Below are 11,865 nucleotides of genomic sequence, written 5' to 3' on the forward strand. Positions count from 1 at the left end.
GTAGTTTTCCTTCTTGATTTTCTCAGTTTTGGGGAAATCCCCAAGCCCCTTTCCTATATCTTTTGGAGTACAACCTCTAACAATTTATCGCAACCAACTGAAGATGTTTTTGAAAATAGATGATTGCTTATCACTATTTTCTACACTTTTTTCTTTCTGACCTTGTAACTTTTCAGCTAGGACAGAAAGTTGTTGAGCAGTTAGAGGCTGGAAAATCGACTGACCAATTTGTATTTCTGTCAGTAAGATTTTTTCTGTGAGTACAGCTTGAAATTCTTCATCTGTAATCATCTTGAGTAGCTCAATATTTTCTTCTTCCCACTCCAAAAGAGCAGGATCTCCTTCAGGTAGTTGAGACTGTTCTTCCTCTAGTTGCTCCAGAACTTTTTGGCGAGTCAAGTCTTTAGCATTTGGCGATACTCCTTGAACTCTGTCTCCATCCATGATTGGAATAAAGTCTGAAAGGATGATGATCAGTTGTTCTTCTTGTTCATTAGTCATGAGTGTTGTCCTCCTTGATGATGATTTGTTTTTAATTTGACCTTGGGTTTATTTGGGGTGTCCCGTTCGGTCATTTCGAGAAACCCTTCTCTTTTTTTGATTGTGCATCTGCTTTCAACTCCTGCTTGTGTTCTTCAACAGCTTGCTTGCTCTGATCTTTAAACTTCTCCAGTTTTTGTTCAAAACTGCGCTTCGTTTGTTTCTCTTGGCTCAATCTTAATTGTTCCAATGCTTGATCCATCCGAACCATTAAACTTTTAGCTTCTTGTTGGACAATATCCAACTGTGCTTCTAAATCAGCAAGTGTCTCCTTATCAGCAGACCACCCAGATAGATAGTTAAAGGAATACTCTGACGTATCAATACCATAGTATGAAGAAACGACATAAGCGACACTTTCAGCCTGGAGTTCAGCGGTGCTTCTAGTTAGATTTTCCTTTTGAGGATTATCTGCATGATGCAACTCTGCATGAGCCATTTCATGTAAGAAAGTTTTAATAATTTGAGCCTTGTTCATCTCATTACTACGTAAAACAATTTGATTTTCTGGGACAGAATAATATCCATGTTTATTATTTTCCATCTCTTCAAATCGAACCGATACATCATTTTCTTTTGCAATAGCCATTAGGGCACGGTAAAGATTTGCATAGTCCAAATCAGTCAGCTGTTCTTTCACTTCTGCAGCTTTTGGCATCTCTTTTCCTTCTGTCTGACTAACATCAAAAACTGGTACCAAACCAAAGAATGTAACTGTTTCTGGTTCCCCATTTTTATCCAATATTGGTTGGTTATTCTCATCCTTTTTGATCTTCGTCATAGGTTTAAAAATACGTAAAGCCTTCTCACCTTTTTTCACATAGCGACCAAAGTTTTCTTTCCACTGTTTGAAAGAAGCTACTTGCCTTGCTTCAGGATTTTGTGCAAGAATTAAGCGCAAGTTGCGATTAGAATAATTATTTAGTTGGCTCATTTTCGTTAGATAGTCTTTGTACTTATCTGAATTCAGGAATTCCTTAATCCCTTCTTTAAGATGACGACTTAATCCTGCCATATCTTTATTTTGAATAAAATCTGCGACTGCAAGACTGCCAGCTGCTAAAACAATTTCATCCGCTTGTAGACTGTCCTCGCCCTCTGGTTTAGAACCTGGTTTCGATCTAAAATCATACGGATTCGTTCCCTGAATCAACTCCTCCTCATCAGAAACACCATCAGCATCCGCATCATGTTCCAACTCCTGCTTGTTGTAGCTTTGTTCTTCTAGTTTGATTTCTTCGTCTTGTGATTTCTCAAATTCTTCTCGGACTGTGGAGATCGTTTGTTCAACTTTTTCTGATAAACCTTTGATTTCTTTTTGCCATTTTTCAATAAGGGCCAATTGTTCCATAGGTGAGTCTTTGACTCCCAACTTCTCAAACCAAGCAGATAGATTTTCGACCTCAACACTATCCATTCCATCAAAAGAGATAAATCCAAGGCGACCATCATGACTACTATCTGTAAATCCAATTGGACTATTTTCCAAATCTCCAAATGGGAGTTGGGATAGAAGTTGATCTGCGTAAAGAGTATCTTCTAAAGCGTAACTGAACTGAGAAATATCTAACTCACTCGCCAATCTCTCCAGATGATACGGAGTGAATATGGCCCCATCAATCTTCATCAATTCTGGGTACTCTCTCATTTCTCGTGTTCCAAGTCTTTCTTTGTGAGCGATGGGGTTAATCTCCTCACCGATATTGTAACGGATGCTATCCTGGATCAGTTCACCATCAGGAGCGTAGATACTAAACTGGATCTTAGTTGGAGAGATGTAGCCTTCTGGATAAACACCAGTCACTTGTTCTAGCCCTTCCTGACGTAACTGATAGAAGCTCTGGTTGGCTTTGTAAAGCTCTCTAGCAAAATCTTGATAAGATATCAGCTCTGTTTCTTTAAAGGGCAATCTAGGCCCATCTGGGCGCTCCTCAGACCATTGAAGGCGTACATGGTAGTTCTCCTTATAGATATTATCTTGTTTCCACTCTTTATAAAAATCTGAATTTGTATCTAGGAGATGATCTTCTCCAGCTGCAGCAACAATCTGATCAAATTTATCATTGTGTTGCTTCGCATAGTCAAGATACTGATTCCAGGCTTGATGAAATTCTTTTGGAGTTTTTGAAAGGTCACCTGGCACACCTATATTATAGACAGTATCTAAGACTTGAGTAAACGTAGCCGAATCAAGTAGGGGGCTATTCAGTGTGTTCTCTGGAGTTGTTTGTTCAATTTCTTTAGAAACTTCTTCATACTGCTTATTCTTCAAAACTGACAGCATTTCTGCACCTTTGTCTTTTACATACTCCTCATTGACTGAAAGTTGCTCAATGTGTCCATCTCTTTCTCTATAAACACCGAGAATGATCTTTTCATCCAACGATTTAACATTAGTCGCAAGCTCTCCCTTGAGTTTCATAAGAGAGGCTGGAATTTTTTCATCTCCGATATCTTTAAAAAGTAGTAAGAAATCTTCATCTTTTGCTTTAATAGCTTCACTCATATTAAGATTGTGAAGCTTTTCAACACTGCTCAAATCATCTAAAACAAAGGAATGTGGATCTAAAATATCACGCAACATAGGAAGAACCTGCAATTTATCCTTAATTGCATTACTAATCAACATACCGCCATAATGCCCCTGACCATTTGCAATATCATCTAGGAAATTTGCTGCTCCCTTTCCCTCTTCAAAAGGTCTGATCCCTGAAAGATGGATAAAGTTATCCTTTTGAAAAGTCACCTGAAGCACATTCTTCTCTCCATGATCCGCATAAACAAAGCTAATCTTACTGTCAGCCAGTTCATTTAAATACCAAGACGCTGTACTTTGGATAGACGGCGCATATTGATTTAATCGTCTTAAATCCGCTGGTGTAATCGGATGATAATTCGCTGTTCTCCGTTGCACTTTATCATAATTTGTGCTAAACTGTAAGTAAGGATAGGATGATGTCGGGTGACTGGTAACAGTTTGCTCAAAGGTACTTGTTTCAAGTACAGGTGAGGTACTGCCTTCAGCTTTAGGCTGTAAAGAACCCGTGCCACCACTGGTCCTATCATTCATTTGCTCCTGAGAGTTCTCAGGAGCTTTTTCTGTGCTCTGAATTTGTTTTTTAGGCTCCCTACCATCTCCAAGAGGATTGGAAGGTTTTTCATAGGTCACTGTTTTGTCCGAATCAATAACCATTTGTTTTCTAGGCTCTACTGAAAAACCTATATTATTCCAGTTTTCCTTCAACCATGTTGCATCTTCAGGAGAAAGGTGGCTGGTGTCAGGAAAGTGACTTGGTGATTGAATTTCCTCAGTCTGCTCCAGTTGTTTTTCCTGCTTCAGGATCTCATTCCAGTCTGTCTTCTCCTGGCCTTCACGTTTTGGTGGTCTTGCATCAACAACTGGAATTTTTTTCTCCCGTAGTTTGGTAATAAAGTCTGTACCTGCTTTATCACGATCAACTGCCAGTGTGATGAGATCGTCGTATTTGTGATCCTGGAAAAGTGTAGAAGTTTCAGCTGCAACAGATAAAAAGTTAGAGGTACGTGTTAACTCACTAGCCTTGGTATAATCCCTTTCATCCATCGTAAGCTCCCCTCGCTCCTGCAGAATTTCAAGAACATAGTGAGACAAAACTCCCTCTTTTAATCCTTCCATCGCAACCAGTCGAACATCGTTTAATTCGCCCTTATGAAGCTCATAATAGCTCATAAGGTCAATTGGTGCCTCTGTCACAATTAAACGCTTAGGAGAGCCTATAGAAACGTTTAAGCCACTAATAGATTCTGATTGGTACATGATTTGTTTCAAGTATCCTTTGCCAGGATGACGTTCTTGATCAGGAACAAGTCCCTGGAGGCTCGCACCTACCAGTTGCTGATTTCTGTCCAAGTATTTAAAAACCAAGACATCTTCTATAACACCATCTTTATCCTTACGTTTAGCTTGGGCTAATACTCCCTTTTCCAGGAAGAAGTCGATTGTATCGTCAGAGAGACCTCTAATCTCCTTGAGATAGGATCTCGCCTCCACAAATGGTTGTTCGTAAGGGGCTAGTGTATAATTGAAAGGTTTACGTTCTTCCTCTACTGGTTTTGCTTCAGGAAAGGAACCTGTCTCTAAGAATACCATGGCTTCCTTATAGCTGACATTTCGCATTTCTTGGACAAGGTTGATGGTGTCCCCATACTTATCTGCTTGTGAATACCAATGCCAGGTATTCTTCACAGTATCAATTTTAAACGAGTCATGCTCAGCCCAATAATACTCTCGATGTGACTTTCGCTTCATCTCCATTCCAAGGCTACGAGCTACTTCTAAAATATCCAGCGATTTTGCCTGTGCTTTTGTTAAAGGCATACTCTTTCCTCCTCTACTAATTCCTTAAATAAAAGATATCCTTCAGGAGTTGCATCTAGTTCACTAACAACTATTGGATCTTCCTGACTCGTTGTCACAAAAAGATGAGGAGCTAATTGATAGAAAGTCTCCTCATCTGCCTGTTTGAATAGCTGCCAAATAGCATAACGTTCTGTGGCTAAATTTTCTAGCTTTAATGCTAAAACTTGTGAGATACTCTCCAGGTATCCTAATTGTATTTTTGGTGTTTCCATCCTACTATCCTTTCTGTATGTTAGGCCACGAATAACTCTTTTAGCTGCGGAGTCAAATCGTTAGCATATAAAAGCAAGCCGTCGATGTCTGTTCCTTTTCGAGTGTATTCGTACCAGTTTTCTTTGTCTTCAGGAGAACTTGCAATCTCATCTTTTCTAGGATGATCATAGACACTTGCTTTTTTATCTCTGAAGACATTTTGTTTAGAAATAAAGACCAATCCTTCTTCTACCCCAATTCTTGCGACTTCATCTGGAGTTAGAAGGGGACGGCCTTGAATTTGTTTATTTTCACTTGATGAGCCATTACGATAACTATGCGATTTTGAAGTGGACCTAGTACGTATAGTCTGCTTACCTGACCTTGTAGAATAGTATTCCATCGTATCCTTGTCATTTGTCCCTAAAAATAGGTGAGTAGCACAGTTATTAAAGATGGTCTTCCAATCACTTTTATAAAGTGATTCTAGCTGATTGACAGCTTGGATGATAATCTTAATAGACATCTCACGACTACGAATAGAAGAGAGGACCTGGGCGAAGTTTGGAATACGGCCAATTTGTGCAAACTCATCGAAGATAAACTGAATGTGGCGAAGATTTTTTCTACTGTAGCCAGGTACTTTCCCTTGCAAGATATCATCAGCCTTATGTGTAAGAACCTCAAAACCAATCGCAAACAAGATTGATGAAAGAAAATTAAAGGCGTTATTGGTTTCAGGAATAGCAATAAAAACGGCTGTCTTTTTCGTATTCCAGGTATCCATTTCCATGGTATCCTCACTAATCAAGTTTCGGACATCTTCGTGGTCGAAGATAGAATAACGAGAAGACAAAATCGCTACCACACTGTTTCTTGTCTCGCCTCTGAAGTTTTGGAATAATTTCCACTGTTTATAAGCATAGTTGTTAGGTTGATGTTCGTTCAGTTCTTCAAACATCTGCTCGACAGGGCTTGGTACATCTGGATCCTCTCGATACATATTTCTTAATAGATCTGCAACGTGGCCCAGGTTTGGCATATATAACTGGACTCCAGTTTCAGGATCCTTAGAGTCAAAATAGAGATAACCAATCAATGCCCGTTGCAGCATCAACTCTGCTTGAACCCAGAAGTCTTCTCCAGTATGCTCACTCTTCTTCGTTCCCTCAGTAATTGCTTCAGAGATACGATCAATATCTAGCTCAGACTTCATGTAATGAAAAGGATTAAAACGATCTGAATTCTTGAGTCGAATCAAATCAAAGATTTTAACAGCAAAGCCAGCTTTTTCAAGCATCTTCCCAACTTCGTGTACCAGGTTTCCTTTTGGATCTGTCACAACAAAGTTTGAGTTCATCTGCATTAAATTTGGCAATACAAAAGTAAAGGTTTTACCGTCTCCAGGAAGACCAATGACAATCACATTTTTATTGAGCTGGACATTGTAGGCTAAGCGAAAATTAAATAGGCCCATTTTGACCTGTTTTGAAAAAATCATATTCTTCTCAAAATCAACGTCTTCAAACCGTCTCATTTCCTTCAAAGTCGCAAAACGAGCACTACCTTGTTCTTCTCCTTGGCGATATAAATTCTTATCCATAGAAGCATAGACAAGCATTGGGAGACCGAATCCGATCAACCCAGCATATAAGGCTCCTGAATCAAAGAAAACACCAAAAGAGAAGCGTTCCCAGTGTTCTAGCAACCAACGAAGCCGCAACATTCCCATGAAAGGTACTGCTGCAGTCGAAAGTTGGTAGTAATGGTAAAAGGACTGGAAAATAACAAATGAAAATAGCCCCACCACCAGGTAGGGCCATATAGGTTTTCTAATCATCGTGTCTTCTCCTTCCCAATCTCCTTCGTAACAACTGGCATCATTCCTTTATAGACCTTATTTGTCTTATAGTAATTGATTTTATCTTCAGGAGTCATTTCATGTGGTTTCTTCAGCACCTTTTTCGCAAACTCTTCCAATTTTTCTGGGCTTTTCGTGATGTCTGCCAACATATCTTTGAGAGCCTTTTCTACCAGGGGACGATTTTTTGTTTCAAAGAAGAGATAGGTTGTATCATCTTTTTGATGATAAGTAAAACCTACCTTATACTCCTCCAGGTAATGCTTCAACTTAGCCAAGTGAACTTCACTATTTAATAACTTCTCAACATCTTTTTTTGATTTTGTGGCCATAAAGTCATTAAAACGTGTCTCCCCTTCAAAAGTTCGATTTGCTGCCTTATGTTGTTTCTTGTCATAGTGGGCTTTTGCGATGGCATACAGAGCTTGTATCGTCATCTCCAGAGTAACTTTTCCTTTTAACGCCAGAGAATGACTGACTTTTTCTTGATCCATGTAAGACCTCCTTTATTTTGGATAATTGGACAGTTCTGGATTAGCAATAACCTGGAATCCGTAAGGTGCTGAAGGTTCTTCCTTTACAGTAACTACCAAGCGTTTCTGACTTCTGTTCTCACCGTCTTTCACGGCTACTACATAGGTTAGCTGATAAGTTGCTTCATCAACAATCAAGCTAGATTCCAAAATCACAGACTGCAGTTGACCTGCTTGTCTATCTATCGTTAATTGAGGAGCTACGAAATCAGCCATTTTCCCTTTATCAGAGTAAAGGGCTGGCAAAAAGTAACGTGAAAAGGCATCTAGTTCCCCTGTTTTTGACTGAATGGTTTTTAGATTTGAAAGTTCCTTGGATACGGCCAAGAGTTGCTTTTCTTGATGGTAAACTAGCGTAAGTGATAAGCCAGCAAGTGTCAGACTTCCTACTAGACTCAATAACACCAAAACTCTTCCTAAATACACCCAAAAAGAGCGTTTAGAAGAGGTTCGAGGTTTGGGAGTTTCATGTTTCAAGGAAGAGGCTTCAGCTTTTTCTTCAGGAGTCTTCTCTTGATGTTTTGTTTTTGGCTGGCGCTTAAAGAAAGAGGTTTTTGCTTCTTTTGGTGCAGCCTCCTGTTTATTCAATGTACCAGGCTTCAGGAAGAGGCTGTCTGCGATTCCCTCAAACGGTAAATAGACATCTTCTTGATAGATCACTACATTCTTTTTATCCAGCTCCTCTACCAATAAAACGGCCTCTGCCTCCTGATGCTTAACCTTGGCATTTTCTCTCTCCAGGGCTTGATAAACAAGGTCTCGATTCTTATACGTTGTGGTCGTGTTTTGTGTCAGATTGGTTAAACGGTACATCTTTTTCAGCTCCTTTCAATTTTCCTTCAGCAAGAGCTGTTTCAATATCAGCCCAGGTTAAATTATGTTCGGCCAAGTAGTTTGACCGTTCCTCATGCTTGGCCAGAATGATTTGAGTTTCTAGCTGCTGCAGTCTCTCTTCTTCCTTCTTGGCCTTGGTCATATAGTCAGCTAAGCGGTCTTCCGCTTTCTGTTTTTGTTTTTCCAAAGTTTCTAATTTTGTCATTGTTCCTTTTTCCCTTCTGTACTTTGTGTTTGGTTAGTGATTGGTTTGTTTAACGATGGAATACTCGCCTTTTCGCTGGCGTTCAAGCTGTCCACAATCAAAATGGGGTCAATATGATTTACCAGGTATTTCCCATCTTGCTTGCTGAAGCGAATCCGTATGGTTCTTGAAGATCCTACGTTTGTTTGGGCGTTAGTATAATCATACTTCTTCTGTAACTGTGTCTGAGTGTATCTCACTTGAGCTAGGGCAACATTATTTTCTTGATCGATGTAGATGGTAGAAGACTTCATCTGTGTATCCACTACATAGCCCTTATAGGTTTGTACCGTTGGTTCTTCTTCAGAGTTCACTTCCTGATTGTAAGCAGCTTCTGTCATATAGGGCAAATAGCGATTTCTATTTTCTCCAAGATCCTGCTTATTGAAGTAAGCCGTCAAAAATTCCTTTACATATTCTTGCGTTAGTTCGCTCCCCTCTGCTTTGGTTTCTTGTTGCGTAGTTTCAGCTTCCTGTTTAGCTTTCTTTTGCGATGAGGTTGCTGCTCCAATCCAGAATACGAATCCTAGAACTAGCACAACTCCTATAAGGATTCCTCCTATTTTCAGGAGTTTCAATTTCTCCATATCTATCATTTTCATGATTTACCTTCTTTCTTTTTTAATTCGGTGTTGCAAACGAATAGTAGTAAGCTGGATATAGGACAGAAAAATGTACCTTATCCTGTACTCCTTGGATATTACATTCTGAAACGAGGAATGAACCGTCTGGATTCACAGCTTCCACAATAGCAACATGGCCGTATACATCTGGTGTCCCACCAAATCCACCTACTACTGATACAACAGCTCCTTTTGTTGGAGTTGTACTATACCGCCATCCTTTTGCAACTAGGTTTGCCACCCAATCCTGACCATTACCAAGGTAACCATAAGCTCCTGATAAGTCTGTAATCGTTCCTAGTTCAACTAAACGATTATAGGCATACCAAGTACATTGTCCCACTTCATAACCGCTTCCTTGTTGTGTAGTCATAGAAGCTTGTGTAGGAGGGTGCTCCACTTTTGACTGATACTCGGCAGGGAAATTCCAGGAAGATGCTAACGCTCCACCTCCTCGAACTTGTTGAGTAAGAAAAGCGTGGATCTGCTTAGCATTATTCTGGCGCTCTAAGACCTTATCTCCAGAGTTTCCTTCCCAATTAACCAGGAAACGCTCTGTAAGCGTCTCTACATCCTCTGTACTAGTTAGAATTGAAGTTAGTCCTGTGATATAGTAAGGAGTATCCCCCTCCAACATAAAATCCAGTTGCAGTTCCAAATCATACCACTTCTTATTCTTAGATTTTGCATAGTTTAATAATAGAGTATGTCTCGTGGAGCCATCCGCTGTATCTGTCCACTGTCCCAATCCTAAACCTCGTCGAAGAATATTTGGGTATCTTCCGTTATAAATCGCTGGTCCTCCTATAGCTAACCAGGACTCATCATCCCATGAAGAAGAATCAGCCCCTACTGGTGGGCTAAGATAGTCTCCTTCAGCACGTTTAGGATTGATATTACTTTCAGTTGCAAAGTTCCCAAGCATGGCTGCCAAACCATTATCTGTCAGCCCTGGTACCTTTTGCTTCAAGTAGTCTTTTATCGCTCGTGATTTTTGTCCTAAATCACCATCAAGTGTAGTAATGACTGAGGTTGTCTGATTGTACGTGACAGATTGAAAGTAAAAGCCTGGATTGACTGATGTCCACTTTTCTTTCTTATCCTTTGTCTCTTTTTCCTCCAGTTTTTGATACTGAATGACCTGGTAACCATTTGCCGTTACCTTCCCAACCTCGTCTCCAGTTTTGACCTGATCACCGTCAGAAACACGGATATTTCCTACCTCTTCATAAGTAAAAATGGCTTTATCTGTTTTGATGGATACAGTAGTATCATCTGTCACACTAACTTGACCGTCAATAGGAGCTCTTAGAGCTTGTCCTGTTGAAGCTTTTAGTTGTGTTTTCTCATAGATTTCACTCTTAGAGGTATAACCAAACCGCTTCAGGATAACTAAAGGAGCTTGATAAGAAGGGTCGTCTTCCTGGTAAAAGGGATTAGCTAGTTCTTGATAAGAGGGGTATCGACCAACTTCTTTAGTCAAATCCTCTAGCTCTTTATACTCTTCTAACTCGCTATCACTCAACTTAGTCCACTTGAGATCTGACGAGGGGCCATATAAGTCAGCCATCTTTTTCAAGTTGTGAGGGTCATCATTCAAATGATTCCAAAGATCATTCAAGGCATCCGAATAGTGATTGAAACCTAATATCCCAGCCCATTCACCACCAGTCCCCTCATTCCAGTTACTTTCTGGTTTCCACTCACTACCGTAGCGGAAGTTCATGAAAAAGATCATGTCATCGATGTTGGTCCAATAGTCTACCTTATCATTTGACTTCTCTCGATCTCGTTTACTAATTTGAAGCCAGGACTTGTTCAGGTCAAATTCATTTTGTTGGACAGGACCACTTCCTCCAAACATGGCCATAAATGCCCCAAATACTGCAAAGATGAGGAACATCAAGAAATAGGACTTAACTGCTAATGGATTGGATAGAATGGAACGTAGAGGCTTTGTCACAACCTTCAAGACCTTTCCTGTACCTCTTGATACTTTCCCAAATTTTGAACGAGCTATACGATTCCTAGTTTGTTTCATCTTTTTGCTGAGTTTTCCTTCCCAGGAAAACTCTTTTGGTGTTCGAGTATACCCTCGCCCTCTGATGAAATTATAGCTTCTATTGAGCTGTCCATAGCTGTGCTTGATTGAATACTTGGATAATTTTCCTACAGCATTTAACGCTCTTTTAGAGGCGTTTACCTGGTACTTAAATTGACGAATGTTTTGCCTCGCCTGAACCCAGTCTCCAAGAATATCATTATCTCTGACTGTCTTCTCAACGTCGTGTCTCACTTTCATTCGAGCACTTTGTTTTGTACGTTTCTTCAGGCGGTTAGGGATATAACTGTCATCAGCTTTTTTAGCTCGTTTATAGAGCGTTGTTGCAATTTGTTTTTCCAACTTTGCTCGATCACGTTGTTGCTTAAAGAAAAGACCTCTAGCTGTTGCTTGAGGTCCTTTGTGTAGTTTATAATCTTTGTTCGCTAAGCGATAATTCTTCTTAGCTTCTTTAAATGCAACTTTTGAGTTTAAACGTGCTTCTTTAGGATTTTTTTCTGCATTCTGGGAGGATCCTTCTTTGATTCTCCGCTTACGCTCCTTTTTTAATTGATTGGGATCACTTTTAAACAAAAGA

At 39.9% G+C, this 11,865-nt stretch carries 9 protein-coding genes; all 9 read right to left on the reverse strand.

What is annotated here, in order from left to right; all coding sequences use genetic code 11:
• Nucleotides 1-84 precede the first annotated feature (84 nt).
• The 9 genes from A0739_RS04030 to A0739_RS04070 all read right to left on the reverse strand — a co-directional run bounded on the left by A0739_RS04030 (nt 85) and on the right by A0739_RS04070 (nt 11,861).
• Nucleotides 85-501: a hypothetical protein gene (locus tag A0739_RS04030; protein ID WP_042768467.1), complete on the reverse strand. Its 417-nt coding sequence runs from the start codon at nt 499-501 to the stop codon at nt 85-87.
• Between the two features lie 70 nt (nt 502-571).
• A complete protein-coding gene (locus tag A0739_RS04035; RefSeq protein WP_061587152.1) occupies nt 572-4,897 on the reverse strand; it encodes a PBECR4 domain-containing protein in 4,326 nt (1,441 codons plus the stop codon).
• Complete coding sequence (locus A0739_RS04040) at nt 4,888-5,151, reverse strand: hypothetical protein (protein ID WP_000449745.1); 264 nt, start codon at nt 5,149-5,151, stop codon at nt 4,888-4,890. The genes A0739_RS04035 and A0739_RS04040 overlap by 10 nt, the downstream gene beginning before the upstream one ends.
• Before the next feature lie 20 nt (nt 5,152-5,171).
• A complete protein-coding gene (locus tag A0739_RS04045; protein WP_061587153.1) occupies nt 5,172-6,971 on the reverse strand; it encodes a VirD4-like conjugal transfer protein, CD1115 family in 1,800 nt (599 codons plus the stop codon).
• The gene (locus A0739_RS04050) at nt 6,968-7,486 is read right to left on the reverse strand and encodes a hypothetical protein (RefSeq protein ID WP_061587154.1); all 519 of its coding nucleotides are present in this window, start codon (nt 7,484-7,486) and stop codon (nt 6,968-6,970) included. Before A0739_RS04050 ends, A0739_RS04045 begins: the two co-directional genes overlap by 4 nt.
• Nucleotides 7,487-7,498: 12 nt before the next feature.
• Nucleotides 7,499-8,338, reverse strand: coding sequence for a hypothetical protein (locus A0739_RS04055; protein ID WP_061587155.1), 840 nt, complete (start codon nt 8,336-8,338; stop codon nt 7,499-7,501).
• Complete coding sequence (locus tag A0739_RS04060; RefSeq protein WP_061587156.1) at nt 8,292-8,564, reverse strand: hypothetical protein; 273 nt, start codon at nt 8,562-8,564, stop codon at nt 8,292-8,294. The genes A0739_RS04055 and A0739_RS04060 overlap by 47 nt, the downstream gene beginning before the upstream one ends.
• The gene (locus A0739_RS04065) at nt 8,561-9,205 is read right to left on the reverse strand and encodes a hypothetical protein (RefSeq protein ID WP_061587157.1); all 645 of its coding nucleotides are present in this window, start codon (nt 9,203-9,205) and stop codon (nt 8,561-8,563) included. Before A0739_RS04065 ends, A0739_RS04060 begins: the two co-directional genes overlap by 4 nt.
• A 19-nt stretch (nt 9,206-9,224) precedes the next feature.
• The gene (locus tag A0739_RS04070; protein WP_061587158.1) at nt 9,225-11,861 is read right to left on the reverse strand and encodes a phage tail tip lysozyme; all 2,637 of its coding nucleotides are present in this window, start codon (nt 11,859-11,861) and stop codon (nt 9,225-9,227) included.
• Between the last annotated feature and the right edge of the window lie 4 nt (nt 11,862-11,865).

The sequence above is a fragment of the Streptococcus oralis genome (assembly GCF_001588645.1).
GTDB classification, from domain to species: Bacteria; Bacillota; Bacilli; order Lactobacillales; family Streptococcaceae; genus Streptococcus; species Streptococcus oralis_AB.

What these genes read in the sequence shown, in the direction of transcription:
- A0739_RS04030 (WP_042768467.1), bottom strand. Translation starts at nt 501, where the DNA reads ATGACTAATGAACAAGAAGAACAACTGATCATCATCCTTTCAGACTTT.
- A0739_RS04035 (WP_061587152.1), bottom strand. Translation starts at nt 4,897, where the DNA reads ATGCCTTTAACAAAAGCACAGGCAAAATCGCTGGATATTTTAGAAGTA.
- A0739_RS04040 (WP_000449745.1), bottom strand. Translation starts at nt 5,151, where the DNA reads ATGGAAACACCAAAAATACAATTAGGATACCTGGAGAGTATCTCACAA.
- A0739_RS04045 (WP_061587153.1), bottom strand. Translation starts at nt 6,971, where the DNA reads ATGATTAGAAAACCTATATGGCCCTACCTGGTGGTGGGGCTATTTTCA.
- A0739_RS04050 (WP_061587154.1), bottom strand. Translation starts at nt 7,486, where the DNA reads ATGGATCAAGAAAAAGTCAGTCATTCTCTGGCGTTAAAAGGAAAAGTT.
- A0739_RS04055 (WP_061587155.1), bottom strand. Translation starts at nt 8,338, where the DNA reads ATGTACCGTTTAACCAATCTGACACAAAACACGACCACAACGTATAAG.
- A0739_RS04060 (WP_061587156.1), bottom strand. Translation starts at nt 8,564, where the DNA reads ATGACAAAATTAGAAACTTTGGAAAAACAAAAACAGAAAGCGGAAGAC.
- A0739_RS04065 (WP_061587157.1), bottom strand. Translation starts at nt 9,205, where the DNA reads ATGAAAATGATAGATATGGAGAAATTGAAACTCCTGAAAATAGGAGGA.